This window comes from Streptomyces sp. NPDC048106 (assembly GCF_040706415.1).
GTDB lineage: Bacteria > Actinomycetota > Actinomycetes > Streptomycetales > Streptomycetaceae > Streptomyces.
The window spans coordinates 97,746-124,339 of the sequence record NZ_JBEZND010000019.1 but is presented as its reverse complement, the minus strand read 5'-3'; the positions used below and the strand labels follow the sequence as shown (position 1 = coordinate 124,339).

Here is a 26,594-nt window from a genome sequence, read left to right as displayed (position 1 = left end):
CCCGGCCCCCTCCCGGCCCCTTCCCGGCCCCCTCCCGGCCACCACTCGTGGTCGCTACTCGTGGGCGCTGATCACGCCGCCGGCGCTGAGCACGATGTACACGCCGTTGGCGTCGAGCCCGACATCGTGCTGGTTCGTCAGCAGAGTGGCGGCCACTCCGTCGTGGCCGATGATCCGCGCGCGGTAGCGGAGTTCGCCGGACTTCGTGACCTCGGCCTTCCAGCCGCCCGCGAGCCCGAAGGTGCCCGGCCCCTGGTGACCGCCGCCCATCCAGGCGTGGACCTCGCCGCCCAGCGTGAGCACGATGAACATGTCGTTGGCGTCGAGCCCGGCATCGCGCCCGTTCGCGTCCAGTGTGGCCAGGACCGAACCGTGGTTGACGATCTTGGCGTGGTACCCCTGCGCGCCGAACCGGTAGATCTCGGCCGTGCTGCCGTCCGGCAGGGTCTGGGTGCGGTGCGGGGCCGGTGTCTCCTTGCTCGCCGCCACGGTGGCACGGGGCGCGCCACCGCCGGCCGCGGAGGCTGCCCGGGTCACGGACGAGGCGACGGGAGAGGCGACGGCGCCGGAGACGTGCTTCTCCGGGCCGGAAGCGTCACCCTTGCCCCCTCCCTGTCCCTGGCACGCGGTCAGCGAGAACGCCGCGGCGGCGGCGACGGCCACCAGACCGGCGGAACGGACGGTGGCGCGCGCACGGTGAGCAGTCATGATCGAAGTCCCCCTCGGGTGTCCACTGTTACCTACGCCCCGTCAGATGACCCCCTCCCGAGAGCGGTTCAGCCGGTTCTGTCCGTACTTGGTAACAACACCCCGGCACCGCCGGCCGTCAGCACCGTGCCGTTACGGACAGGCCGGTCGGCACGCGGCGCTCGTGCGGGCACGCACGTTACGCTGCGGGGCATGACCTCCCAGACCGCCACCCCCGCCTACCGCCGGCTCAGCGTCGAGGAGCGCCGGCGTCAGCTGCTCGACGCCGCGCTGTCGCTGTTCGCGCACCGGGCGCCCGAGGACGTCTCGCTGGACGACGTGGCGGAGGCGGCCGGAGTGTCCCGGCCCTTGGTCTACCGGTACTTCCCGGGCGGCAAGCAGCAGCTCTACGAGGCCGCGCTGGGGTCGGCCGCGGACGAGCTGCGGCAGTGCTTCGACGAGCCCCGCACGGGCTCCCCGCTGGCCCGGCTGACCCGCGCCCTGGAGCGCTATCTGACCTTCGTGGACGAGCACGACACCGGCTTCGCCGCACTGCTGCGGGGCGGCAGCGTGGCGGAGACCTCGCGCACCACGGCCATCGTGGACGGGGTGCGCCGGGCCGCCGCCGAGCACATCTTCAGCCACCTCGGCGCCACCGACCCCGGCCCCCGGCTGCGCATGACCGTCCGCATGTGGATCACGGCCGTCGAGGCGGCCTCCCTGATCTGGCTGGACGAGGACAAGCAGCCGCCCGCCGGCGAACTGCGCGACTGGCTGGTGGACCAGTTCGTCGCCGTCCTCTCGGTCACCGCGGCCCGCGACGAACAGACCGCCGCCCTCGTGGGCACCCTCGCCCGTGATGGCCGAGACTGAGACCGTGAAGAGCCAGGACACCCCGTTCGAGGGCGGCCCCATGGACGGACGCGTGCTGCCCGTCCTGCTCGGGCCGACCGGGCACCCCCCGAAGACGTACCGCATCCCCGTGCCCGCCCCCGACGGCGGCCCGCCCACGGTGTACGTCTACCGGCGCGTGCCGCGCGGCCACAGCAGGCGGCTGGGCCTGATCCAGGGGTGGAAGTACGCGTACGACCCCGACGACACCTCCGGCGGCCGCCTCCGCTGGCCCTGGTCCAAGCCGCACGCCAAGCCGTCCGGCAACCCGGATGACACGCGCGGGTGACAGGGTTGCGCCGAACCGCGCACACGCGGCGCGCGCCCCACACGGATACGTCTGATTATCGCGGTCGGATAGGGGACTGCAATGCGCCCACCCCTTCCGCACCCGAGGTGATGACGTGTCAGGAAAGCTTGTGCGCCTGGCCTGTACGGTCACGGTGGCGGCCCAGGCCGCCTTCGTGCCCGCGCCCGCCACCGCCGCGCCCGAGCCGCGGCAGCGGTCCGTCTCCCAGCTGCTGACGGACCTGCAGAAGCTGTACCGGCAGACCGAGCAGGCCACCGAGGCCTACGACGCCACCGCCGACCGGCTCACGCGGCAGAAGGCCGAGGTGGCCCGCCTCGACAGGGAACTGAACCGCGCCCGGCTCGCCCTCAAGGACAGCCGCGCCGACGCCGGCCGGCTGGCCCGCCAGCAATACCAGAGCACCTCCGGCGGCCTCGGCCCCTACGTCAGCCTGCTGCTCGCCCCGGATCCGCAGCGCGCCCTGGACGAGGGCCATGTCCTCAACGAACTGGCCCGCCAACGCGCCCGTACGGTCGCCCGGTTGACCAGCGCCGAGAAGCACACGGACGCCGTCGCCCGCGCCGCCCACAAGGCCCTGGGCACCCAACTGGCCCTCGCCGACAAGCAGAAGAAACAGCGCGACGCCGTCCAGGCCAGGCTCGCCGACGTGGAACGCCTCTTGGCGGCCCTCGACCCGGACCAACTGGCCGCCGTCGACCGGCTCGAACAGCAGGGCGTCACCGCGGCCCAGCGGGCCCTCGCCGGCTCACTCGCCGACGACCGCCCGCCCTCCCCCGAGGGCGAGCGCGCCGTCCGCTTCGCCCTGGGGCAGTTGGGCAAGCCCTACGTCTGGGGCGCACAGGGCCCCTCGGCCTACGACTGCTCCGGCCTGACCTCCCAGGCCTGGCAGCACGCGGGCACCCCGATCCCGCGCACCAGCCAGGAGCAGTGGCACCGGCTGAGAAGGGTGCCGCTCGGCCGGCTCCGCCCGGGAGACCTGGTCATCTACTTCCCGGAGGCGACGCACGTGGCCATCTACGTGGGCGGCGGAAAGGTCGTACAGGCCCCGAGACCGGGGACGTCGGTCAAGATCTCGCCCGTGGCCTCGAATCCCGTACTCGGAGCCGTGCGCCCGGGATAGCGATGCCCGGAGCGCGGGGCCGCGCCCGCCGCGCGGCCCCGCGGCGGTCAGGCCCCCGCCAGAGACCCGAGGTACGCGTCCGCCTTCTCCGGCTCGAAGAAGAAGTTCTCGAAGTCGGCCGGGTTGTCGAAGCCGTTGGCGAATCGATCCGCCACCGGCTGCGACTGCCCCGCCGCGCCGATCAGGTTCAGGACGTGCTCCGGCGGCGGCGCCAGCATCGCGTTCGTCCACTTGGTGACGTGCCGCGCCGTCTGCCAGTACCGCTCGAACGTCTCCCGCATCCACTCCTCGTCGAACGGCTGCTCACCGCGCTCCAGGATCGACGCGAGATACGTGGCCGCGCACTTGGCCGCGGAGTTGGAGCCCTGCCCGGTGATCGGGTCGTTGGCCACGACCACGTCGGCGACGCCGAGCACCAGACCGCCCGAGGGCAGCCGGCCGATGGGGTTGCGGACGGTCGGCGCGTACCGGCCGGCCAGCGTGCCGCCGGCGTCGGTGAGTTCGACCTTGGTCGCCCGCGCGTACTCCCAGGGCGTGAACCTCTCCATGAGTTCCAGGGTCAGGGAGAGGTGCTCGGAAGGGTCCTTGACGCCGTTGAAGACGTCGAGCGGGCCGCCCGGTATGCCCTCCCAGAACAGGATGTCGGCACGCCCGGAGACGGTGTACGTCGGCATCACGAACAGCTCGCCGACGCCCGGCACCAGGTTGCAGCGGACCGCGTCGAACTCCGGGTGCTCCGGGCGCGGGCCGAGCCCGTGGACGTACGCCACCGCGAGCGCGCGCTGCGGCTCGCTGTACGCGGAGCGCTCGGCGTCGCGGGCGAACATGGACACCAGCTCGCCCTTGCCGGCCGCGACCAGCACGAGGTCGTAGGTGCGGGAGAAGTAGTCGAGGTCGCCGACCGCGGCGCCGTGGATGACCAGCTGGCCGCCGCGCTGGGCGAAGGTCTCCATCCAGCCGGCCATCTTCACGCGCTGGTCGACGGACTGGGCGTAGCCGTCGAGCCTGCCGACCCAGTCGATGGCGCGCTGGGTGGGGCCGGGGTCGTGCGAGCCGGGGGCCGCGACGGAGACGCCGAGCCCCTGGATCTTCGGGGCCTGGGACTCCCAGAAGTTCAGCTGGAGGTCGCGCTCGTGCTGGAGCGCGGTGTGGAACATGCACTGCGTCGACATGACGCGGCCGGAACGGATCTCGTCCGCGGTCCGGTTCGACATCAGGGTGACCTCGTAGCCGTGCGACTGCAGGCCGAGGGCGATCTGGAGTCCGGACTGGCCGGCTCCGACGACGAGTATCTTGCGCATGCGGGTGGTGGCTCCTTACAGGACTACTCGGGGGTTTCGTCCAGCGCGTGGCCGACCAGGGCCAGAAGGGTCTCGATGGCCGATATCCGGCGGCGCGCGTCCATGATCATGACAGGGATGTGCGCGGGTATCGTCAGCGCCTCCCGCACGTCCTCGGCGTCGAACCGCTCGCTGCCGTCGAAGTGGTTGACCGCGACGACGTACGGCAGCCCGCAGCTCTCGAAGTAGTCCAGGGCGGGGAAGCAGTCCTTCAGGCGGCGGGTGTCGGCCATGACGACGGCGCCGATCGCGCCGCGCACCAGGTCGTCCCACATGAACCAGAACCGCTGCTGGCCCGGCGTGCCGAACAGGTAGAGCACCAGGTCGTCGTCGAGCGTGAGGCGGCCGAAGTCCATGGCCACGGTGGTGGTGACCTTGTCCGGGGTGTCGGACAGGTCGTCGGTGCCCTCGCTCGCCTGGGTCATCAGCGCCTCGGTCTGCAGAGGCGTGATCTCCGAGACGGCCGTGACCAGCGTGGTCTTGCCGACGCCGAAGCCGCCCGCCACCACGATCTTCGTCGCGACGGGGGCCCGCGTCCGGTCCGTCTGCCAGGCCTTGAGGTCCTCGTCGGGCTCGGCGAACCCGGCGACGAGGGGGGCGGTGCCTCCGTAGGAGGCGGCGGCGTCAGAGACGGCGAAGTCCACTCAGCACCCTTTCCAGCAGAGCGCGGTCCGGGCGGCCGGTGCCGTGACCCGTTCCGGTGCCGTACACACGGATCTTTCCCTGGTCCGCGAGGTCGCTGAGGAGCACGCGGACCACGCCGAGCGGCATCTTCAGCAGCGCGGCGATCTCGGCCACCGTGCGCATACGGCGGCACAGTTCGACGATGGCCCGCATCTCCGGCATGACGCCGGCGAGGGACCCGTTCGTCAGCTCTTTGCGCTCCTCGGGGGCCTCGATGGCCGCGGTGCTGGCCACGAACGTCTCCACGAGGAGGACGTGGCCGAAGCGGGTGCGACCGCCGGTGAGCGAGTAGGGGCGCACGCGGGCGGGTTTGCGCTCGCCCCCGCGCACGGGGAGCTTCTTCGGCGTGCCGCTCATCGGGCGCTCCCCGCCGACTCCATGGACTTGCGCAGCTCGCTGCGGAGTTCCGGGGTGAGGACGTGGCCGGCGCGGCCGACGAACAGCGCCATGTGGTAGGCGACCACGCTCATGTCGCACTCGGCGGAGCCGTGCACGCCGAGCAGTGAGCCGTCGCTGATGGACATCACGAACAGACTGCCCTCCTCCATGGCGACCATGGTGTGCTTGACCCCGCCGAGCGTCATCAGCTTGGCGGCGCCGAGGGTGAGGCTGCCGATGCCGGAGACGATGGTGGCGAGGTCGGCGGCGGAGCCACGGGGGCCCTTGCCGGGACGGGCCTGGCGGGACTGCTGGGTGTGGCCCGGGTCGGACGACAGCAGCAGCAGACCGTCCGAGGAGACCACGGCGACGGACTGGATGCCGGGGACCTCCTCGACCAGGTTGGTCAGCAGCCAGTGCAGATTGCGGGCTTCCGTGCTCAGCCCGTAGGTACTGGGAGCGGTCAACTGCTTGCCTCCTCGACAGGGCCCCCCGTGGCTTCCTCGGTATGGTCTGCGATCTCCGCCTCGACGTCGCGGTAGCCGGCCTGTGCTCCTCGGCGGAAGCCACCGAGCCTGCGGCGCAGGGCCTCGGCGTCGACGTTCGTGCCGGGCCGGCGGGGCGCCGGCGCGGGTGCGGTGATCTTGGGCGTGCGCTTGGGCAGCCCCTTGCTGGTGACCCGCTCCTCGGCTTCGCCGTCGCCGTCTTCGTCGACGGGCGCGGACGCGGGCGTGGCGGGAACCGGGGATTTGTCCGGCGCTTCGTCCGGTGCTGCGTCCGGTACGTCGCCTGGTGTGTCGTGCGGTGCGCCGTCCCTGATCGGGAGCAGCAGCTCCATCGTGGTCTCGGCGAGGGTCTCCACCGGGGCCTTGGGGCGGGCCTCCGCCTGCTCGGTGCCGGGGCCGGCCTGCTCGTGCGTCGTCTCCTCGGCGGCCGCCGGCACCGCCTCGTCGGAGGCGTCACCCGGCGCGTCCTCCGCCCCCGGAGCCTCCTCCGGCCCCTGCGCCTGCTCCACCCCGGCGTCCCTGACCGCCTGCTCCGCCAGCGCCACCAGCGGGTCCTGCTCGTCGCCGTCCTTCGGGCGCGTCGGCAGGACGTTGGAGTTGGCCTCGGCGGCGGCGCCCGGAAGGGAGAAGGTGCCGGTGGTGGAGGTGGCGGTCCCCGGGGGTACGGCGGTGGCGGGGGCGTCGGCGAGGAGGGTGGCCGGCAGGACCACGACCGCGGCGACCCCGCCCTGCTTCTGCTCGCGCAGCTGCACCCGCACCCCGTGCCGGTGGGCGAGGCGGGCCACGACGTACAGGCCGAGCCCGAGGCCGTCGTCGCCCTCCTGGTCGTACGCGGAGTCGGGGTCGAAGGCGGCGAGGCGCGCGTTGAGGCGGGTGAGGCGGTCGTCCGCCATGCCGATGCCCTCGTCGTGCACGGAGAGCATGACCTCGCCGGACTCCAGCAGCCAGCCGGAGACCTCGACCGGCACGTCCGGCGGGGAGAACGTGGTGGCGTTCTCCATCAGTTCGGCCAGCAGGTGCGAGAGGTCGTCCGCGGCGAAGCCCGCGAGGTGCGCGTGCGGCGGCAGCGCGGCGATGCGCACCCGCTCGTACCGCTCGATCTCGCTGACCGCGGCGCGCACCACGTCGACCAGCGGCACCGGCCCGTGGTGCTGCTGCACGTGCTCGGTGCCGGCGAGGACCAGCAGGTTCTCGCTGTGGCGGCGCATCACCGTGGCGAAGTGGTCCAGCTTGAAGAGGGTGGCCAGCCGCTCCGGGTCCTGCTCGCGCTCCTCCAGCCCCTCGATGACGGCGAGCTGGCGCTCGACCAGGCCGAGGGTGCGCAGCGCCAGGTTGACGAAGGTGCCGCCGATACTGGCCCGCACCCGCCCCAGCTCGGCCGCGGCGTCGGCGAGTTCGGCGCGCAGCTCCTCGCGGGCGTCGGCCATCTTCTGCCGCTGCCCGACCAGGTGCTTGCGGTCGCTCTCCAGGGTGGCGACCCGCTCGTGCAGCGCGACGGCGTGCGCGTGCAGGGCGTTGACGGAGCGGACGACCTGGGCGAACTCGTCGTTGCGACCGGTGAAGGCGATGGGTTCGCGGCCGGCCGCGTCGCCGGGCTCGGCGAGCCGGGCCGTGCCGCGGCGAAGCACCGACAGGGGCCGGGTGAGGGTGCGGGCCATGGCGGTGGCGATGCCCACCGCGACCAGCATCAGCACGCCGAGGACGGCGATGCGGATCTCCAGCGCGGTGACGTCGTCGTCCCGCAGCTTCTCCAGGTCCTGGGTGCGGTGCTCGTAGAGGGCCGACTCCGCGCCGCGCATCAGGTCGATACGGCCGGACAGGGCCGCGTCCAGCTTGGCGGCGCTGGTGGCCGACGCGCCGGCGGGGAAGGTGGGCTGGGCGGTGAGGGTGTCCAGGTACTTCTCGGCCGAGTTGACGTCGGCACCGGTGACCGTGGAGTCGTACGCGTCGACGGCCGCCTTGGGCGCGGTCTCGCGGAAGTCGGCGAGGGCCGCGTCGGCGCGCAGCCGGGCCTGCTGGGCGGCGGCGGTGAGCGCGTCGCGCTGCTTGCGACCGGCCTCGGTGGGGACGGAGGTGGTGGTGGGCAGGCCGGTGACGGGGTCGATCACCGTCCGGGTGGTCGCCGGGACGCCGAGCGCGGCGAGCAGCAGACCGCGGGCGGCGGCGGACTGCTGGACCGCGGTGTCCAGTTCGGCGAGCGCGTACGCGCCGGAGCCGGCCCGCGGGGGTGTCCGCTCGGCCAGCCGGCCGGCGAGCCGGTGCAGTTCGCCGATCGTCGCCGAGTACGCCTGGTGGGCCTCCAGAGCCGTGCTCTTGCCGGTGAGGGCGGCGCGCCGGACGGTGGCGATGCGGTCGAGGTCGCCGCGCAGGTCCGCCGGGGTGTCGCTGTCGGCGCGCAGGTCCGCCACCTGGCGGTCGACGCGGGTGCTGCGGTCCTCGGAGGGCGCCTTGGACTCGGGGCGCCCGGCGGCGATGTAGGAGGTGACCTCGTCGCGCTCGTCGGCCAGGGAGCCCGCGAGGGCGAGGGCGTCCTGGGTGCGGGCGGCCAGCGTCACCAGTTCCTGGGAGTCGCTGACGTCCGAGGACGCGGTGAGGAGGGAGGGGGCACCGGCACCGGCGACCGCGGCGGCCACGACCGCGACGGCGACGATCAGCCGGGTGCGCACATGCGTGGGCCGGCCGGTGCCCACGGGAGTCTCGGGGGCGGCCTTCTCGGGGGCCGTCTGCCTGCCTGTGCGCCGAGGCCGCTTCATCTGCACCGGTGCTCGCATTCCTGAACTCGTCTACCCAAGGGCCCGGGTGGCACCCCGTCAGCTCGGTGCCAAGTGGTGCGTGCACCCGGTTCGTACGGTTCCCGACCCTCCCAGCGCCGGTGGGCGGTGGTCGCGCATCACCTGACCCGCCACCCGAAGGAGTGAACACGGAGGGGAGTTGGCGGGCAAGTTCCTCTGGCGCGTGCCGCGACCTCGTACGGCGGGCCGGTTGGACGCGCGCGGCAGGGTTTGGCAATATTCGCCACCGCGCTTTTTCGGAGTGGCCCATTCCTGCCCAAACCAGGCGCCTGACCTGCGCGAGTCCGCCGATCCGAGGGCGATTGCCAGGCTTTGGGGGATGCTGTGAAGGGCTCGTGCAGACTGGCTGGATGCGAACTGATCTCGTCTCGGAACCCGGCGACGCCACCCGCCCCAACGAGGACTTCGCCGATGTCCGGCTACCCGCTTCCGGACAGGGTGGTTGCGTGATCTTGCTGGACGGAGTGACGCCGCCCACCGGGGAGACGGGCTGTCTGCATTCCGTCCCCTGGTTCACCGCGCGGCTCGGTGGCGCGCTGACCGAACTGACCGTTTCCGCCCGGGATCTGACGCTCGCGGGCATCCTTTCCCTGGCGATCGGAGAAACGGCGCGGGCCCATGCGGACACCTGTGACCTTTCTCACCCGCGCACCCCGCAGGCAACCGTGGTCATGGCCCGCTGGTCCGCCGAAACGGTCGAGTACCTGGTGCTCTGCGACTCGACGCTGCTGCTGCGCTCGCCCGCCGGCGAGGTCACCGCGGTGCTGGACGACCGGCTCGCCCGGCTGCCCCGCTCGGCCCTCGCCACCGACGCCCTGGTGGACGCGAACCTGCGCAACAAGGAGGGCGGCTTCTTCACGGCCGCCGCGGACCCGGCCGTGGCCGCCCGCGCGGTGACCGGCACCGCGCCCCGGCGCGAGGTCGCCGCGCTGGCCGCCCTGACGGACGGCGCCACCCGCTGGGCGGAGACGTTCCGCCAGGGCGACTGGCGGGGCCTGTTCGGCGTCCTCGCGCGGGACGGCGCCCGCTCGCTGGTCGACCGGGTACGGCGCCTGGAGGCGGCGGACCGGGAGGAGCGGGCGTTCCTGGGGCGCGGCAAGACGCACGACGACGCGACGGTGGTGTACGTCGAGCTGTAGGGCGAAATCACGCCCGGACCGCTCGGGTCACCTCTCCATGACCCCGTTCAGCTCGTGCAGCAGCCGGGCCAGCTCGGCCACCTCCCGGCGGTCCCAGTGGGCGAGCTCGCTGACGTACCGGGCGCGGCGGGCCTCGCGGACCGTGCCTACCCGGCGGTGGCCCTCCTCGGTGAGGGTGACGAGCCAGGCGCGGCCGTCGGCGGGGTCGGGCTCGCGGGTGATCAGGCCCAGCTCCTCCAGGGAGCGCAACTGGCGGGACATGGTGGCCTTGCCGACGCCGAAGTAGCCGGCGAGTTCGGTGGCCCGCCGGCCGCCGTGCTCGCTCAGCCGGATCATCAGCCCGTAGGCGGAGGACTCCAGGTCGGGGTGGACCTCCCGGGCCATCTCCCCCTGGTTGGCGCGGGCACGTCGCAGCAGTACGGTCAACTCGCGTTCGAGTGCCAGGAATTCCTGGTCTGCACCACTGGGCGTCACCTGCTCGGCGACGCATGCTTCCGCGCCGTTCGCGTCCTCGTGCACGTCACACCCCTGATCGGTTTCGCGGTCCTGAAAGTTTCTGTCCAACGCCGTCATTGCCGCAGCTCCGTAAGTATTTCGCAGGCGTAGACCAACGGCAGCGGCCGGACCCCCTTCCCACGCCTTGTCTACGTGCGTAGCTTTTTCGTCAGGCATTGAATGACATGCCCACGACAGTGCACCTCTTCCGAGGTCACTGCCATGTTCCCCCCACTTTCACCCCACGCTCCCCGGAGGCACGTCATGCCCGCGCCCAGACCCCGATCACTGCGCCCACGCCCGCTCGCCGTCATGGTCACGGCCCTGCTCGCGGCGGTGGCCTGCGCACTCCCCCTCAGCACCGCCCAGGCCGCGACCACGCCCACCCGCGGCACCGCCTACATGGGCGAGACCGTCGCGGCCCACGACGGCACGCACGGTACCCCCACCAGCGGTGACGCCACCCAGACCGAGGGTGTGGACGTCTCCAACTACCAGGGCAGCGTGGCCTGGTCGACCCTGTACGGCAGCGGTGTCCGCTGGGCCTACACCAAGGCGACGGAGGGCACGTACTACACGAACCCCTCGTTCACCCAGCAGTACAACGGCTCGTACAACGTGGGCATGATCCGCGGCTCGTACCACTTCGCGACCCCGGACACCACCAGCGGCGCCACCCAGGCGAGCTACTTCGTCGCGCACGGCGGCGGCTGGTCCAAGGACGGCAAGACCCTGCCGGGCGTGCTCGACATCGAGTGGAACCCGTACGGCGCCGACTGCTACGGCAAGACGGCCAGCCAGATGGTGAGCTGGATCTCGGACTTCACGAAGACCTACAAGTCCCTCACCGGCCGTGACGCCGTGATCTACACCGCCACCAGCTGGTGGACCGAGTGCACCGGCAACTACTCCGGCTTCGGCGCCACCAACCCGCTGTGGGTCGCCCGCTACGCCTCGACCGTGGGGACGCTGCCGGCCGGCTGGTCGTACTACACGATGTGGCAGTACACCTCCTCCGGCCCGACCGTCGGCGACCACGACTACTTCAACGGCGCGCTGGACCGCGTCCAGGCGCTCGCCAACGGCTGACGGTCCGACGGCGGCCATCGGGCGCCATCGGCCGACGCCCCGCGTACGCCCGGCTCGATGAGCCGGTGTACGCGGGGTGAGGACCCGGGCCTCCCTCACGGGACCCGGGTCCTGCCGTTCCCCGGCGTCCGTCACGCCGCCAGGGGAACCTCCGGCGCCGCCCCGTCCGCCGCGGGCGCGAGCGCCAGTTCCAGGACCTGGCGGACGTCGGTCACGGTGTGGACGTCGAGCTTGTCCAGCACCTCGGCCGGGACGTCGTCCAGGTCGGGCTCGTTGCGCTTGGGGATGATCACTGTGGTCACCCCGGCGCGCTGGGCGGCGAGCAGCTTCTGCTTCACGCCGCCGATGGGCAGCACCCGGCCGGTCAGCGAGACCTCGCCGGTCATCGCCACGTCCGTGCGCACCTGACGGCCGGACAGCAGCGAGGCCAGCGCGGTGGTCAGCGTGACGCCCGCGCTCGGGCCGTCCTTCGGGACCGCGCCCGCCGGGAAGTGGACGTGCACGCCCCGGTCCTTCAGGTCGGTCACCGGCAGCCCCAGTTCGGCGCCGTGGCTGCGCAGGAAGCTCAGCGCGATGCGCGCCGACTCCTTCATCACGTCGCCCAGCTGACCGGTCAGGGTCAGCCCCGGCGCGCCGGTCTCCGGGTCGGCGAGGGACGCCTCCACGAAGAGCACGTCGCCGCCCGCGCCGGTGACCGCGAGCCCGGTCGCCACCCCGGGCACGGCCGTACGGCGCTCGGCCGGGTCCTGCGCGGACTCGGGCACATGGCGCGGCCGTCCGATCAGGGCCCGCAGATCGCCGTCCGCGACGGTGCGCGGCAGCTCCCGCTCGCCCAGTTCGTGCTGGGCCGCGACCTTGCGCAGCAGCCGGGCGATCGAGCGCTCCAGGGTGCGCACGCCCGCCTCCCGCGTGTACTCGCCCGCGAGCTTGCGCAGCGCGCTCTCCTCCAGCGTGACCTCGCCCTGGTCGAGCCCGGCCCGCTCCAACTGGCGCGGGAGCAGGTGGTCCCGGGCGATGACGACCTTCTCGTCCTCGGTGTAGCCGTCCAGGCGGACGATCTCCATGCGGTCGGCGAGGGCCTCCGGGATCGCCTCCAGGACGTTGGCGGTGGCCAGGAAGACGACGTCGGACAGGTCGAGTTCGACCTCCAGGTAGTGGTCCCGGAAGGTGTGGTTCTGCGCCGGGTCGAGCACCTCCAGGAGGGCGGCGGCCGGGTCGCCCCGGTAGTCCGAGCCCACCTTGTCGATCTCGTCCAGGAGCACGACCGGGTTCATCGACCCGGCCTCCTTGATGGCGCGCACGATCCGGCCGGGCAGCGCGCCGACGTACGTACGGCGGTGGCCGCGGATCTCGGCCTCGTCGCGGACGCCGCCGAGGGCGACGCGGACGAACGTGCGGCCCATGGCGTGCGCGACGGACTCGCCCAGGCTGGTCTTGCCGACGCCGGGCGGGCCGACGAGCGCGAGCACCGCGCCCCCGCGCCGCCCGCCGATCACGCCGAGGCCGCGGTCACCGCGCCGCTTGCGCACGGCCAGGTACTCGGTGATGCGCTCCTTGACGTCCTCCAGGCCCGCGTGCTCGGCGTCGAGGATCTCCTTGGCGGCCCGGATGTCGTAGGCGTCGTCCGTCCGCTCGTTCCACGGCATCTCCAGGACGGTGTCCAGCCAGGTGCGGATCCAGCTCCCCTCGGGCGACTGGTCGGAGGACCGCTCCAGCTTGTCGACCTCCTTGAGCGCGGCCTCGCGGACCTTCTCGGGCAGGTCCGCGGCCTCCACGCGGGCGCGGTAGTCGTCGGACTCCTCGCCCTCCTGGTCGCCGTTCAGCTCGCGCAGCTCCTTGCGGACGGCCTCCAGCTGACGGCGCAGCAGGAACTCGCGCTGCTGCTTCTCGACGCCCTCCTGGACGTCCTTGGCGATGGTCTCGGCCACGTCCTGCTCGGCGAGGTGGTCGCGCAGCAGCTGCGTGGCGAGCTTGAGCCGGGCCACCGGGTCGGCGGTCTCCAGGAGTTCGACCTTCTGCTCGGTGGTCAGGAAGGGCGAGTAGCCGGAGTTGTCGGCGAGCGCGGAGACGCCGTCGATGGCCTGGACGCGGTCCACGACCTGCCAGGCGCCGCGCTTGCGCAGCCAGCTCGTGGCCAGCGCCTTGTATTCCTTGACGAGTTCGGCGACCTGGCCGGGCAGCGGGTCGGGCAGGGTCTCGTCCACCTGCGCGCCCTCGACCCACAGGGCGGCGCCGGGCCCGGTGGTGCCGGCGCCGATGCGGACGCGGCTGCGGCCGCGGACCAGCGCCCCGGGGTCGCCGTCGGCCAGCCGGCCCACCTGCTCGACCGTGCCCAGCACGCCGGTCTTGGCGTACGTGCCGTCGACCCGCGGTACCAGCAGCACCCTGGGCTTGCCGGGTTCCGAGCGCGCGGCGGCCTGGGCGGCCTCCACCGCGGCCCGTACCTCGGCGTCGCTCAGGTCCAGCGGAACCACCATGCCGGGCAGCACGACCTCGTCGTCGAGCGGCAGCACGGGCAGGACGAGTGTGAACGCCGGTGACTCAGCAGCCATGATCTCCCCTTGGGCAGTCAACTTGAGCTATGCCGACTCAATGTCTGTCGCCGGAGGAATGTTCCCAACCGGGTGTTCGCTGTCAGCGATCACCGGGATTCCGCAGGCGGGAGGGGGTGTTCCGGCCGCTCGCGCGGTTCCCCGCGGCCCGGGACGGCCCGGCCCAGCGACGCACGAGCGGCCAGGTGGCCGTCCCGATCGCCAGCGCCATCAGGTGGCCCCAGTCGGTCAGGGGGTCCGCGTAGGCCAGCAGGTCGTTCAGCAGCAGGCCCGCCGCGACGGCGAGCAGCGGCCAGCGCAGCCACGGGCGAAGGAGGCCCGCCAGGGCGCCCGAACTCGCCGCCACGCCGAAGCTGATGCCGTAGTCCAGGCGGTGCAGCGAGGTCGGCGGCAGGCGGCCGGCCAGGACCGCGAGACCCACCGGGACCTCCGTGGCCAGGGTGGCGAGGACGTGTCCGGCCAGGAAGACGCAGGCCGCCCGCGCGCCGCCTATGCGCCGCTCCAGCGCCGTCAGCACCAGGACGAACGCGCCCGCGTACGGCGTCAGCAGCCCGCCCGCGATCCACAGCGCGCTGGTCAGCAGCACCACCGCCGGCGAACGCACCAGGTGGGCCACGTCCGTGCTGGAGCCCTGCTGGAGGGCGCGCACCAGGCCGGGCGGCGCCAGGGCCGCGATCTGGGAGGTGACGGCCAGGACCGCCGCGTAGCCGAAGGTGAACGGCGCCCCGGTGGGCGTCGGCAGCAGCCGCCAGGGCCGTACGCGCGGCACCGCGAGGCGGCGGGCCGGCGGCGCCGGGGGCGCGGCGGCCCACTGGCGGGGCACACCGTCCAGCAGGTCCGCGCCCACGGGATCCGGCGCGATCCGTTCCACGGTGGCGCTCCTTCCGTCGCGCCCCAGCCTCGGCGCGGCGGGGCGCCGCTGTCCACGACCGGCGCCGCGGGAGCGCGATTTCACGGCAACCTCATACGTTCCGGCCGCCTCCGGCGCCCGCGGCCCCGGACTGGCATCCGTAATTGCCGTGAAAGCAAAGCCCCGTTCAAGCAGGATGGACCCATGGCTGTCCCAGACGACTCCCCCCTGGTGCTGGACCGGCGCGAGGGGCCGTACGGCGAGGTGGTGCTGCGCAGGCACGGCGCGCTGCTCCAGATCATCGCCAACGGCTGCTTCCTCATGGACACTTCGGACGGCCGCTCGGAGCGGCTGCTGGTCGACGCGGCGTACGACGCCCTGGACGGGCGACCGGCACCGGCCGTGCTGATCGGCGGCCTGGGCGTCGGATTCTCACTCGCACACGCGTCCGACGACCCTCGCTGGGGACGGATCGTGGTCGTGGAGCGGGAGCCCGCCGTGGTCGACTGGCATCGCTCGGGGCCCCTCTCCGGGCTCACCTCCGCGGCGCTCGAAGACCCGCGCACCGAGATCGTCGGAGCCGATCTGGTCCGTTACGTCAATGAGACATCGGACACGTTCGACGCGCTGTGCCTCGACATCGACAACGGTCCCGGATGGACGGTCACCGAGGACAACGAAAGCCTGTACTCACCGGCCGGACTGGCCGCCTGCGCAAGGGTGTTGAGGCCGGGCGGGGTACTTGCCGTATGGTCGGCGCAGCCGTCTCCGGAATTTGAAGGAACCATGCGGAATGCCGGATTCCGACGGGTGCGTACCGAAGAGGTGCCCGTTGCCCGGGGAGTTCCGGACGCCGTGCACCTCGGCGTCCGCCCTGGATAGCGACGGCACGGCCGATCCCCGTAGGGTGCTTCCCTGACGCGGATCTTTCGCGTCGGACGCAGACATGGGATCACCCCACGGGTTCCGGAAAGCAACAAGCAGGGGCGGGCGATGGAGCAGACACACACCTCCCAGAGCGGCGCGGCGGCGACGACCACCACCCCGGGCGCCCAGCGCCGGGTGCTGGTCGTGGAGGACGACCCCACGATCGTCGACGCCATCTCGGCCCGGCTCCGCGCCGAGGGTTTCCTCGTGCAGACCGCGGCCGACGGACCGGCCGCCGTGGACACGGCCGAGGCCTGGCAGCCCGACCTGCTGATCCTCGACATCATGCTGCCCGGCTTCGACGGCCTGGAGGTCTGCCGGCGCGTGCAGGCCCAGCGCCCGGTGCCGGTGCTGATGCTCACCGCGCGGGACGACGAGACGGACATGCTGGTCGGGCTCGGGGTCGGCGCCGACGACTACATGACCAAGCCGTTCTCCATGCGCGAGCTGGCCGCGCGGGTGCACGTGCTGCTGCGCCGGGTGGAGCGGGCGGCCATCGCCGCCTCCACGCCCCGCTCCGGCATCCTGCGGCTCGGCGAACTGGAGATCGACCACGCGCAGCGCCGGGTGCGGGTGAAGTCCGAGGACGTCCACCTGACGCCGACCGAGTTCGACCTGCTGGTGTGCCTGGCCAACACCCCGCGCGCGGTGCTCTCCCGGGAGCAGTTGCTGGCCGAGGTGTGGGACTGGGCGGACGCCTCCGGCACCCGCACCGTCGACAGCCACATCAAGGCGCTGCGCCGCAAGATCGGCGCCGAACGCATCCGCACGGTGCACGGTGTGGGCTACGCCCTGGAGACGCCGAACCCGTGAGCGTGAGCGGGCGCCAGGCCGCACGGAAGAGCCCCGGGGCCCGCACGGAGGACCCCTGGGGCGGGGTGCGCCCGTTCTCGATCAAGACCAAACTGGGCGCGCTGGTCGTCATCGCGGTGCTGATCACCACCGGTCTGTCGATCGTCGCGGTGCACACCAAGACGGAGCTGCGCTTCATCACGGTGTTCTCGATGATCGCCACCCTGCTGATCACCCAGTTCGTGGCGCACTCGCTCACCATGCCGCTGGACGAGATGAACACGGTCGCCCGTGCCATCTCGCAGGGCGACTACACCCGCCGGGTGCGCGAGAGCCGGCGGGACGAGCTGGGCGACCTGGCGCAGACGATCAACGTCATGGCCGACGAGCTGGAGGCCCAGGACCGGCAGCGCAAGGAGCTGGTCGCGAACGTCTCCCACGAGCTGCGCACCCCCATCGCCGGGCTGCGGGCCGTGCTGGAGAACATCGTCGACGGGGTCACCCAGGCCGACCCGGAGACCATGCGGACGGCCCTGAAGCAGACCGAGCGGCTCGGCCGCCTGGTGGAGACCCTGCTGGACCTGTCCCGGCTGGACAACGGCGTCGTACCACTGAAGCTGCGCCGCTTCGAGGTGTGGCCGTACCTGTCGGGCGTGCTCAAGGAGGCGAACATGGTCGCCTCGGCGCGCGCGGGCATGGCCACCGGCTCCGGCAGCCACACCCGTACCGACGTCCATCTGCACCTGGACGTCTCCCCGCCGGAGCTGACCGCGCACGCGGACCCCGAGCGCATCCACCAGGTCGTCGCCAACCTGATCGACAACGCGGTCAAGCACAGCCCGCCGCATGGCCGGGTGACCGTGAAGGCGCGGCGCGGGCCCCATCCCGACTCGCTGGAGCTGGAGGTCCTGGACGAGGGTCCGGGCATCCCCCGCTCGGAGTGGCACCGCGTGTTCGAGCGGTTCAACCGGGGCGCGGTGACCCGGCCGCACGGTCCGGGCAGCGACGGCGGCACCGGCCTCGGGCTCGCGATCGCCCGCTGGGCGGTGGACCTGCACGGCGGCCGGATCGGCGTGGCCGAATCCGAGCGCGGCTGCCGGATCATCGTCACCCTTCCGGGAGCGAACTCCGCTTCAAGTTGACGTAAAGTTCCGGCGAAGGCACAAGATCCACGGTCGTCCACGCCGTCTTCGCGCAGCTGGACACGTGTGCATCGACACAGGCCCGCACCGCCCGCAGAGACCGGGGGCGCAGGGCCGCACGAGTGCACCCTCACACACCCGGAACCCCGCTTGTTTCCCGCCATTTCAAGCCCTGAAACAAGTTTTTCGGTGTGACTTACACGACGATGAACGGGCCCGACCTGACCTTCCCGGTCTCCAAGGCGTAGCCTTTATTCCCGCTGTCCATCACCTTGTGAAGCGGAAGAGGGCGGTTGCCGCCGTGTCGCCACAGTCCCCCAGTAACTCGAGCATCTCCACCGACGACCAAGCCGCCGGGAAGAACCCCGCGGCCGCGTTCGGCGCGAACGAGTGGCTCGTCGACGAGATCTATCAGCAGTACCTCCAGGACCCGAATTCGGTAGACCGTGCCTGGTGGGACTTCTTCGCCGATTACAAGCCGGGCGCGCCTGCCACGCCCGCGCCGGCGACGGCGGCCTCGGGGGTCGCAGCGACCCCCGCCCCGGCGCCCCAGGCCGCTCCGGCGCCCGCGGCCCCGGCGGCCCCGAAGCCCGCCGCCGCCCCGGCTCCGGCGCCCGCCCCCGCCGCGCAGGCGGCCCCGGCGGCCCCCGCCCCGGCCAAGCCGGCGCAGCCCGCACAGGCGCCCGCTCAGCCGAAGGCGAAGGCCGCTCCCGCCGCGGAAGCCCCCGCCGGCCCCGAGCTGGTCACCCTGCGCGGCCCGGCCGCCGCGGTCGCCAAGAACATGGACGCCTCGCTGGAGATGCCGACCGCCACCTCGGTCCGCGCCGTCCCGGTGAAGCTGCTGTTCGACAACCGCATCGTCATCAACAACCACCTCAAGCGCGCCCGCGGCGGGAAGATCTCCTTCACGCACCTCATCGGGTACGCGATGGTGCAGGCCATCAAGGCCATGCCGGCGATGAACCACTCGTTCGGCGTCAAGGACGGCAAGCCGACCCTGATCAAGCCGGCGCACGTCAACCTCGGTCTCGCCATCGACCTGGTCAAGCCCAACGGCGACCGCCAGCTCGTCGTCGCGGCGATCAAGAAGGCCGAGACGCTGAACTTCTTCGAGTTCTGGCAGGCCTACGAGGACATCGTCCGCCGCGCCCGCGAGGGCAAGCTGACCATGGACGACTTCACCGGAGTCACGGTCTCCCTGACCAACCCCGGCGGCCTGGGCACCGTGCACTCCGTGCCGCGTCTGATGCCCGGCCAGTCCGTGATCATGGGCGTCGGCTCCATGGACTACCCGGCCGAGTTCCAGGGCACCAGCCAGGACACCCTGAACAAGCTCGGTGTCTCCAAGGTCATGACCCTCACGTCGACCTACGACCACCGGGTCATCCAGGGCGCCGCCTCCGGCGAGTTCCTGCGCCAGGTCGCCAACCTGCTGCTCGGCGAGAACAAGTTCTACGACGAGATCTTCGAGGCGCTGCGCATCCCCTACGAGCCGGTCCGCTGGCTCAAGGACATCGACGCGTCCCACGACGACGACGTCACCAAGGCCGCCCGCGTCTTCGAGCTGATCCACTCCTACCGGGTCCGCGGCCACGTCATGGCCGACACCGACCCGCTGGAGTACCGCCAGCGCAAGCACCCCGACCTGGACATCGTCGAGCACGGCCTCACCCTGTGGGACCTGGAGCGCGAGTTCGCCGTCGGTGGTTTCGCCGGCAAGTCGATGATGAAGCTGCGCGACATCCTCGGTGTGCTCCGCGACTCGTACTGCCGCACCACCGGCATCGAGTTCATGCACATCCAGGACCCCAAGCAGCGCAAGTGGATCCAGGACCGGGTCGAGCGCGGCCACGCCAAGCCGGAGCGCGAGGAGCAGCTGCGCATCCTGCGCCGGCTGAACGCGGCCGAGGCGTTCGAGACGTTCCTGCAGACCAAGTACGTCGGCCAGAAGCGCTTCTCGCTGGAGGGCGGCGAGTCCGTCATCCCGCTGCTCGACGCGGTGATCGACTCGGCCGCCGAGTCCCGCCTGGACGAGGTCGTCATCGGCATGGCCCACCGCGGCCGCCTGAACGTGCTCGCCAACATCGTCGGCAAGTCGTACGCGCAGATCTTCCGCGAGTTCGAGGGCAATCTCGACCCGAAGTCGATGCACGGCTCCGGCGACGTGAAGTACCACCTGGGCGCCGACGGCACCTTCACCGGTCTGGACGGCGAGCAGATCAAGGTCTCGCTGGTCGCCAACCCCTCCCACCTGGAGGCGGTCGACCCGATCCTGGAGGGCGTCGCCCGCGCCAAGCAGGACATCATCAACAAGGGCGGCACGGACTTCACCGTCCTGCCGGTGGCGATCCACGGCGACGCGGCCTTCGCGGGCCAGGGCGTGGTGGCCGAGACCCTGAACATGTCGCAGCTGCGCGGCTACCGCACCGGCGGCACCGTGCACATCGTCATCAACAACCAGGTCGGCTTCACCGCGGCCCCCGAGTCCTCGCGTTCCTCCATGTACGCGACGGACGTGGCCCGCATGATCGAGGCCCCGATCTTCCACGTGAACGGCGACGACCCCGAGGCCGTCGTCCGCGTCGCCCGGCTGGCGTTCGAGTTCCGCCAGGCGTTCAACAAGGACGTGGTGATCGACCTCATCTGCTACCGCCGCCGCGGTCACAACGAGTCGGACAACCCGGCCTTCACCCAGCCGCTGATGTACGACCTAATCGACAAGAAGCGCTCGGTGCGCAAGCTCTACACCGAGTCCCTGATCGGTCGCGGCGACATCACCCTGGAAGAGGCCGAGCAGGCCCTCCAGGATTACCAGGGCCAGCTGGAGAAGGTCTTCACCGAGGTCCGCGAGGCCACCACCGCGCAGCCGGCCGCCGGTGCCCCCCAGGAGGCGCAGGACGGCTTCCCGGCCACGGTGCCGACCGCGGTCTCCTCCGAGGTCGTCAAGCGGATCGCCGAGTCCCAGGTCAACATCCCCGAGCACATCACCGTGCACCCGCGGCTGCAGCCTCAGCTCCAGCGCCGTGCGGCGATGGTCGAGGACGGCACCATCGACTGGGGCATGGGCGAGACCCTGGCCATCGGCTCCCTGCTGCTCGACGGCACCCCGGTCCGCCTGGCGGGCCAGGACTCCCAGCGCGGCACCTTCGGCCAGCGCCACGCGGTGCTGATCGACCGGGAGACCGGCGAGGAGTACACCCCGCTGCAGTACCTCTCCGAGGACCAGGCGCGGCTGAACGTCTACAACTCGCTGCTGTCCGAGTACGCGGCCATGGGCTTCGAGTACGGCTACTCGCTCGCGCGTCCCGACGCGCTGGTGATGTGGGAGGCCCAGTTCGGCGACTTCGTCAACGGCGCCCAGACGGTCGTCGACGAGTTCATCTCCTCGGCCGAGCAGAAGTGGGGCCAGACCTCCGGCGTCGTCCTGCTGCTGCCGCACGGCTACGAGGGCCAGGGCCCGGACCACTCGTCCGCGCGCCCGGAGCGGTTCCTCCAGCTCTGCGCCCAGAACAACATGACGGTGGCCATGCCCACCTCGCCGTCGAACTACTTCCACCTCCTGCGGTGGCAGGTGCACAACCCGGCCCACAAGCCGCTGGTCGTCTTCACCCCGAAGTCGATGCTGCGCCTGAAGGCCGCCGCCTCCAAGGCGGAGGAGTTCACGACCGGCGGCTTCCGCCCGGTCATCGGCGACGCCACGGCCGACCCGGCCGCGGTCCGCAGGGTCGTCTTCTGCGCGGGCAAGGTCTACTACGACCTGGAGGCCGAGCGGAAGAAGCGGGGCGCCACGGACACCGCGATCATCCGCATCGAGCGTCTGTACCCGCTGCCGGGTGCCGAGCTCCAGGCGGAGGTCAACAAGTACCCGAACGCCGAGAAGTACCTGTGGGTCCAGGAGGAGCCGGCGAACCAGGGTGCCTGGCCGTTCATCGCGCTCAACCTGATCGACCACCTCGACCTGGCGGTCGGCGCCGACATCCCGGCCGGCGAGCGGCTGCGGCGCATCTCGCGCCCGCACTCCTCGTCCCCGGCGGTCGGCTCCGCCAAGCGCCATCAGGCCGAGCAGGAGCAGCTGGTGCGTGAGGTGTTCGAGGCGTAGGCCTCAGGCACGGCGGCACGGAAAGGGCCCGGTTCCCCTGGGGGAGCCGGGCCCTTCCGCATGCCTGCTCGTTCTCGTCCGCCTGCTCGGCTCAGCCGGCTTGGCCGCGTTACCGGGCTTACTCGTCGTCCTCGTCGTCGAGGCGGGCGAGCCAGGTGGCCAGGCGTTCCACGGGCACCTCGAAGTCGGGGTTGAGGTCCACGAAGGTGCGCAGCTGCTCGGCGAGCCACTCGAAGGTGACCTCCTCCTCGCCGCGCCGCTTCTCCAGCTCCTCGATGCCGCGGTCGGTGAAGTACATGGGGTTGCGTCTCCTGGGTGTGCGTATGCGTCCGGCCCCGCGGGACAGGCACCGGCGTCGTCACCAGCGTATGCAATGCGCGGGGCGGCTCTCCCGAAAGAGTGTCTTGACTTCGCGACCCCACGATATATCGTGTTTCTCGTAGACGCGATATGGCGCGTCACGATCGGGTACGGCCGAGGAGGTCCCCCATGTCCGAGTGGTCCGTCGCCGAGCCACAGAAGCTGACGTTCGACGCCCCCGTGAGCACCCTGCAGGTCCGCATCGCGGGCGGCACGGTGAACGTGGTGGGGGTGGAGGAGGGCCCCGCGCGCCTGGAGGTGTCGGCCATAGAGGGCCCGCCGCTGGTGGTGACCCAGAAGGACGGCACCCTGTCGGTGGGCTACGAGGACCTGACCTGGCAGGGCTTCGCCAAGTTCCTGGACCGCAGGAGCTGGCGCCGCAGCGCGGTCGTCTCCCTGACGGTCCCGGCGGACACCAGGGTGGAGGTGGGCACGGTCGCCGCCGGCGCCGTGGTCTCCGGCATCCGGGGCCCGGCGGTGGTCAGGGGCGTCACCGGCGACACCGCCCTGGTCGGCCTCTCCGGCCCGGTCCAGGCGAACACCGTGTCGGGGAGCCTGGAGGCGCAGGCCGTCACCGGCGAGCTGCGCTTCACCTCGGTCTCCGGCGACCTGACCGTGATCGAGGGCTCGGGCCCCGCCGTCCGGGCCGACTCGGTCAGCGGCTCGATGATCGTGGACCTGGACCCGGAGGGCCCGACGGACGTCCATCTCACCAGCGTCTCGGGCGAGATCGCCATCCGGCTGCCGCACCCGGCGGACGCGGAGGTGGAGGCGAACACGGCGAGCGGCAGGATCTCCAACGCCTTCGAGGGGCTGCGGGTGCACGGCCAGTGGGGCGCCCACAAGATCACCGGTCGGCTGGGCGCGGGCACGGGACGGCTCCGGGCCACCACGGTCTCCGGCGCGATCGCCCTGCTCCGCCGCCCCGACGGCGCGTCCGACGACGCTTCCGGCGACACGTCCGGCGGCCCGACCGGGAAGAAGGTGCTCTGACATGCCCCCCGTCTTCGCTCACGGACGCCTGCGCCTGTACCTGCTCAAGCTGCTGGACGAGGCCCCGCGCCATGGCTACGAGGTGATCCGCCTCCTGGAGGAACGCTTCCAGGGGCTGTACGCCCCCTCGGCGGGCACCGTCTACCCCCGGCTGGCCAAGCTGGAGGCCGAGGGCCTGGTCACCCACACCACCGAGGGCGGCCGCAAGGTGTACGCCATCACGGACGCGGGCCGCGCCGAACTCGCGGGCCGCGGCGGCGAGCTGGCCGACCTGGAACTGGAGATCCGCGAGTCGGTGGCGGAGCTGGCGGCGGAGATCAAGGCCGATGTGCGCGGCGCGGCCGGCGACCTGCGCCGGGAGATGCGCGCCGCCGCGTCCGAGGCCCGCGAGGAGGGCGCCGCCGAGGGCGACATGGACGCCTGGCGCGTCGCCAAGGAGGAGATGCGCCGGGTCAGGCAGGAGTGGAAGGAACAGGCCCGCCGCGCCAAGGACGAGAGCCGCCGGGCCCGCGAGGAGGCCCAGCGCGCCCGCCGCCAGGCCCAGGAGGCCCAGGCCCGCGCCCGCGCGCAGGCCCAGGAGGAGATGCAGCGCGTCGCCCGCCGCGTCCAGGACCACTTCGCCCGCGGCAACTGGCCCGCGGGCGTCCGCGAGGGCCTGACCGAGCTGGCCAGGGAACTGGGCGACCTGGGCAAGGACTGGACGAGCCCCCGCCCCGCGCCGGCGTACACCGCTCCCACGACCGACTTCCCCGCCGACTACGTTCCGGCCTGGACCCACGAGCCCCCGACCGACAACCCCGCCCGCGACCTCGACCGCCTTCTGGACCGCTTCCGCGACGGCATCCGCGACCTGTCCCGCGACCACGGGGTGACTCCGGACCAGCTCCGGGCGGCCCGGGAGCATCTGTCGCGGGCGGCGGCGGAGATAGCGTCGACACTGCGGCCACCGAAGGGGTAGTCCCCGCAGGGGGCGGGCGGGTGACGCGGGGCACGGAAAAGGCGGGCCCGGCGCCCCGGACCCGCCCACGGCTCCCCGGCGAACCTCAGGACGTGGTCAGCACGATCTTCCCGAACTGCCCGCCGGACTCCATCCGTTCGAAGCCCTCGCGGGCGCGGTCCATCGGCAGCACCTCGTCGATGACGGGCCGTACCCCGGCCGTGGCGCAGAAGGAGAGCAGGTCCTCCAGCTCCTCCTTGGTGCCCATGGTGGAGCCGACCACCTTCAGCTCCAGGAAGAAGATGCGGGTCAGCTCCGCGTGCGAGGGGCGGTCCCCGCTGGTCGCGCCGGAGATGACGAGCGTCCCGCCGGGCCGCAGCGACTTCACCGAGTGGGACCACGTCGCGGCGCCCACCGTCTCGATGACGGCGTCCACCCGCTGCGGCAGCCGCGCCCCGCTCTCCACGGCCTCCACCGCCCCGAGCTCCAGGGCCCGCTTGCGCTTCGCCTCGTCCCGGCTGGTGGCGAACACCTTCAGCCCCGCGGCCTTGCCCAGCACGATCGCGGCCGTGGCGACCCCGCCGCCCGCGCCCTGCACGAGGACGGAGTCCCCGGGTCGTACCCCCGCGTTGGTGAACAGCATCCGGTACGCCGTCAGCCACGCGGTGGGCAGACAGGCGGCCTCGGCGAAGGACAGTTCCTTCGGCTTGGGCAGCACGTTGAAGGTCGGCACGGCGACCTGTTCGGCGAAGGTGCCCTGGTAGCGCTCGGTCAGGATGGAGCGCGGCTCGGTCGGGCCGACGCCGTGGCCGGTCTGGCCGATGACGGAGTGCAGGACGACCTCGTTGCCGTCGGCGTCGACCCCGGCGGCGTCACAGCCCAGGATCATCGGCAGCCGGTCCTCCGGGAGGCCGACGCCTCGCAGGGACCAGAGGTCATGGTGGTTGAGGGAGGCGGCGCGCACATCGATGGTGCTCCAGCCGGGACGGGCCTCGGGAGCCGGACGCTCCCCCAACTCAAGGCCGGTGAGCGGCTGGTCGCGGTCGATTCGGGCGGCGTAGACGGCGAACATGGGTCGACGATAGGTGCGCCGGCGCCGTGACGGAACCGGACCGCTCTGTGACACATGCCCTCTTGCCTCCGAGGGCACCCGTTCGACACGCGGGCCGGACGGCGGAGCGGCCGGGCGGCCGGGGAAAAGGGGACGGCCCCGCCCAGCGGGCGGGGCCGTCCCGGCCGGACTCAGCGGCCGGACTCAGCGACGGGCGACGCCCTCGGCCCGCGCCGCCGCGGCCACCGCCGCGGTGACCGCCGGAGCCACCCGCTCGTCGAACGGCGACGGAATCACGTAGTCAGCCGCGAGGTCGTCGCCGACCACCGCCGCCAGCGCCTCCGCCGCCGCGATCTTCATCCCCTCCGTGATCCGCGTGGCCCGCACCTGGAGCGCGCCCGCGAAGATCCCGGGGAAGGCCAGCACGTTGTTGATCTGGTTCGGGAAGTCCGAGCGCCCGGTGGCGACGACCGCCGCGTACTTGTGCGCGACCTCGGGGTGCACCTCGGGGGTCGGGTTGGCCATCGCGAAGACGAAGGCGCCCTCCGCCATGGCGGCCACGGCCTCCTCGGCGACCGTGCCGCCGGAGACGCCGACGAAGACGTCCGCACCCTTGAGCGCGTCCTGCAGCGTGCCGCTGATCCCGGCCTTGTTGGTGAAGCCGGCCAGTTCGCGCTTGACCGGGGTCAGGTCCTCGCGGTCCAGGGAGACGACGCCCTTGCGGTCCGCCACCGCCACATCGCCGATGCCGGCCTCGACCAGCATCCTGGCGATGGCGACACCGGCCGCCCCGGCGCCCGAGATCACGGCGCGCAGCTGCCCGATCTCCCGGCCACTGAGCCGCGCCGCGTTCCGCAGCGCCGCGAGCGTCACCACGGCCGTGCCGTGCTGGTCGTCGTGGAAGACCGGGATGTCGAGGCGCTCCTGGAGGCGGCGCTCGATCTCGAAGCACCGGGGCGCCGAGATGTCCTCCAGGTTGACTCCGCCGAAGGAGGGCGCGAGCCGGACGACGGTCTCCACGATCTCGTCCACATCGGTGCAGTCGAGCGCGATCGGCACCGCGTCGACGCCGCCGAACTGCTTGAACAGGATCGCCTTGCCCTCCATCACGGGGAGGGAGGCCTGGGGACCGATGTCCCCGAGTCCGAGCACGGCCGTGCCGTCGGTGACGACGGCGACGACGGAGGACTTCCATGTGTAGTCGTTGACGAGCTCCGGCTGCTCCGCGATCGCGGTGCACACGCGCGCGACGCCGGGCGTGTACGCGAGGGAAAGGTCGTCCTTGTCGCGGACCGGCACGGTGGCCTGCACAGCCATCTTGCCGCCACGGTGCAAAGCGAACACCGGATCGAAGGAATCGAGGGGCTCGGCCCCGCCGTCCTGGTCCGTGCCGATGTCGCTGCGAGGATTGACGATCTCCGCTGCCACTTGTTCTACCCCTTAGGTATGCATGGTTTGAG

At 72.2% G+C, this 26,594-nt stretch carries 23 protein-coding genes; 11 read left to right on the top strand and 12 right to left on the bottom strand.

Annotation, left to right across the window (positions count from 1 at the left end):
- Positions 1–54 precede the first annotated feature (54 nt).
- Positions 55–708 (bottom strand): hypothetical protein, encoded by a 654-nt coding sequence (locus AB0927_RS20795; RefSeq protein WP_366669121.1) that lies wholly within the window; start codon positions 706–708, stop codon positions 55–57.
- A 192-nt stretch (positions 709–900) separates the two neighbouring features.
- Between AB0927_RS20795 and AB0927_RS20790 the strand changes: the two genes are divergently transcribed.
- The 3 genes from AB0927_RS20790 to AB0927_RS20780 all read left to right on the top strand — a co-directional run bounded on the left by AB0927_RS20790 (position 901) and on the right by AB0927_RS20780 (position 3,008).
- Entirely contained in the window at positions 901–1,560 is a 660-nt protein-coding gene (locus tag AB0927_RS20790) for a TetR/AcrR family transcriptional regulator (protein ID WP_366669120.1), read from the top strand.
- Positions 1,547–1,867 carry a hypothetical protein gene (locus AB0927_RS20785; RefSeq protein ID WP_366669119.1) on the top strand — a complete coding sequence of 107 codons (321 nt, stop codon included), beginning with the start codon at positions 1,547–1,549 and terminating at the stop codon, positions 1,865–1,867. The genes AB0927_RS20790 and AB0927_RS20785 overlap by 14 nt, the downstream gene beginning before the upstream one ends.
- Positions 1,868–1,982: 115 nt before the next feature.
- Entirely contained in the window at positions 1,983–3,008 is a 1,026-nt protein-coding gene (locus tag AB0927_RS20780) for an NlpC/P60 family protein (protein WP_366669118.1), read from the top strand.
- Between the two features lie 47 nt (positions 3,009–3,055).
- Here the strand turns inward: AB0927_RS20780 and AB0927_RS20775 are convergent, their stop codons facing one another.
- From AB0927_RS20775 to AB0927_RS20755, 5 genes are read right to left on the bottom strand one after another with little or no spacing between them, the layout of a single operon-like run.
- A complete protein-coding gene (locus AB0927_RS20775) occupies positions 3,056–4,309 on the bottom strand; it encodes a styrene monooxygenase/indole monooxygenase family protein (RefSeq protein WP_366669117.1) in 1,254 nt (417 codons plus the stop codon).
- A gap of 23 nt (positions 4,310–4,332) precedes the next feature.
- Positions 4,333–4,992: an ATP/GTP-binding protein gene (locus AB0927_RS20770; protein ID WP_366669116.1), complete on the bottom strand. Its 660-nt coding sequence runs from the start codon at positions 4,990–4,992 to the stop codon at positions 4,333–4,335.
- Positions 4,973–5,389, bottom strand: coding sequence for a DUF742 domain-containing protein (locus tag AB0927_RS20765; RefSeq protein WP_366669115.1), 417 nt, complete (start codon positions 5,387–5,389; stop codon positions 4,973–4,975). Before AB0927_RS20765 ends, AB0927_RS20770 begins: the two co-directional genes overlap by 20 nt.
- Positions 5,386–5,877 (bottom strand): roadblock/LC7 domain-containing protein, encoded by a 492-nt coding sequence (locus AB0927_RS20760; protein WP_366669114.1) that lies wholly within the window; start codon positions 5,875–5,877, stop codon positions 5,386–5,388. Before AB0927_RS20760 ends, AB0927_RS20765 begins: the two co-directional genes overlap by 4 nt.
- Positions 5,874–8,687 carry a nitrate- and nitrite sensing domain-containing protein gene (locus AB0927_RS20755; RefSeq protein WP_366669113.1) on the bottom strand — a complete coding sequence of 938 codons (2,814 nt, stop codon included), beginning with the start codon at positions 8,685–8,687 and terminating at the stop codon, positions 5,874–5,876. Before AB0927_RS20755 ends, AB0927_RS20760 begins: the two co-directional genes overlap by 4 nt.
- A gap of 371 nt (positions 8,688–9,058) precedes the next feature.
- Between AB0927_RS20755 and AB0927_RS20750 the strand changes: the two genes are divergently transcribed.
- Positions 9,059–9,847 (top strand): hypothetical protein, encoded by a 789-nt coding sequence (locus tag AB0927_RS20750; RefSeq protein WP_366669112.1) that lies wholly within the window; start codon positions 9,059–9,061, stop codon positions 9,845–9,847.
- A 27-nt stretch (positions 9,848–9,874) separates the two neighbouring features.
- On the opposite strand, the gene AB0927_RS20745 is transcribed toward AB0927_RS20750, so the two are convergent.
- The gene (locus tag AB0927_RS20745) at positions 9,875–10,366 is read right to left on the bottom strand and encodes a MarR family transcriptional regulator (protein ID WP_366669111.1); all 492 of its coding nucleotides are present in this window, start codon (positions 10,364–10,366) and stop codon (positions 9,875–9,877) included.
- Between the two features lie 240 nt (positions 10,367–10,606).
- On the opposite strand from AB0927_RS20745, the gene AB0927_RS20740 reads away from it, so the two are divergent.
- Entirely contained in the window at positions 10,607–11,431 is an 825-nt protein-coding gene (locus tag AB0927_RS20740; RefSeq protein ID WP_366669110.1) for a lysozyme, read from the top strand.
- Positions 11,432–11,562: 131 nt separating this feature from the next.
- Here AB0927_RS20740 and lon read toward each other — a convergent pair whose 3' ends face one another.
- Together lon and AB0927_RS20730 are read right to left on the bottom strand one after the other, a co-directional pair.
- A complete protein-coding gene (gene lon / locus AB0927_RS20735; RefSeq protein WP_366669109.1) occupies positions 11,563–13,983 on the bottom strand; it encodes an endopeptidase La in 2,421 nt (806 codons plus the stop codon).
- An 82-nt stretch (positions 13,984–14,065) separates the two neighbouring features.
- Positions 14,066–14,806, bottom strand: a complete 741-nt coding sequence (locus AB0927_RS20730; protein WP_366669147.1) for a rhomboid-like protein — start codon at positions 14,804–14,806, stop codon at positions 14,066–14,068.
- A 231-nt stretch (positions 14,807–15,037) separates the two neighbouring features.
- Here AB0927_RS20730 and AB0927_RS20725 point away from each other — a divergent pair, with 231 nt between their 5' ends.
- The 4 genes from AB0927_RS20725 (at position 15,038) to AB0927_RS20710 (ending at position 21,793) form a co-directional block, all read left to right on the top strand.
- Positions 15,038–15,715 carry a spermidine synthase gene (locus AB0927_RS20725; RefSeq protein ID WP_366669108.1) on the top strand — a complete coding sequence of 226 codons (678 nt, stop codon included), beginning with the start codon at positions 15,038–15,040 and terminating at the stop codon, positions 15,713–15,715.
- Positions 15,716–15,826: 111 nt separating this feature from the next.
- Complete coding sequence (locus AB0927_RS20720) at positions 15,827–16,573, top strand: response regulator transcription factor (RefSeq protein ID WP_366669107.1); 747 nt, start codon at positions 15,827–15,829, stop codon at positions 16,571–16,573.
- Between the two features lie 2 nt (positions 16,574–16,575).
- Entirely contained in the window at positions 16,576–17,694 is a 1,119-nt protein-coding gene (locus tag AB0927_RS20715) for an ATP-binding protein (protein WP_366669146.1), read from the top strand.
- Between the two features lie 301 nt (positions 17,695–17,995).
- The gene (locus AB0927_RS20710; RefSeq protein WP_366669106.1) at positions 17,996–21,793 is read left to right on the top strand and encodes a multifunctional oxoglutarate decarboxylase/oxoglutarate dehydrogenase thiamine pyrophosphate-binding subunit/dihydrolipoyllysine-residue succinyltransferase subunit; all 3,798 of its coding nucleotides are present in this window, start codon (positions 17,996–17,998) and stop codon (positions 21,791–21,793) included.
- 118 nt (positions 21,794–21,911) lie between these two features.
- Here the strand turns inward: AB0927_RS20710 and AB0927_RS20705 are convergent, their stop codons facing one another.
- The gene (locus AB0927_RS20705) at positions 21,912–22,091 is read right to left on the bottom strand and encodes a DUF6104 family protein (protein WP_003992906.1); all 180 of its coding nucleotides are present in this window, start codon (positions 22,089–22,091) and stop codon (positions 21,912–21,914) included.
- Positions 22,092–22,282: 191 nt separating this feature from the next.
- Here AB0927_RS20705 and AB0927_RS20700 point away from each other — a divergent pair, with 191 nt between their 5' ends.
- Together AB0927_RS20700 and AB0927_RS20695 are read left to right on the top strand one after the other, a co-directional pair.
- Positions 22,283–23,146 (top strand): DUF4097 family beta strand repeat-containing protein, encoded by an 864-nt coding sequence (locus tag AB0927_RS20700; protein WP_366669105.1) that lies wholly within the window; start codon positions 22,283–22,285, stop codon positions 23,144–23,146.
- Between the two features lies 1 nt (position 23,147).
- On the top strand, positions 23,148–24,104 hold the full coding sequence (locus AB0927_RS20695; RefSeq protein WP_366669104.1) for a PadR family transcriptional regulator: 957 nt from the start codon (positions 23,148–23,150) through the stop codon (positions 24,102–24,104).
- 85 nt (positions 24,105–24,189) lie between these two features.
- Here the strand turns inward: AB0927_RS20695 and AB0927_RS20690 are convergent, their stop codons facing one another.
- Together AB0927_RS20690 and AB0927_RS20685 are read right to left on the bottom strand one after the other, a co-directional pair.
- Complete coding sequence (locus AB0927_RS20690) at positions 24,190–25,155, bottom strand: zinc-binding dehydrogenase (protein WP_366669103.1); 966 nt, start codon at positions 25,153–25,155, stop codon at positions 24,190–24,192.
- Positions 25,156–25,338: 183 nt separating this feature from the next.
- The gene (locus tag AB0927_RS20685; RefSeq protein ID WP_366669102.1) at positions 25,339–26,562 is read right to left on the bottom strand and encodes an NADP-dependent malic enzyme; all 1,224 of its coding nucleotides are present in this window, start codon (positions 26,560–26,562) and stop codon (positions 25,339–25,341) included.
- Positions 26,563–26,594 lie beyond the last annotated feature (32 nt).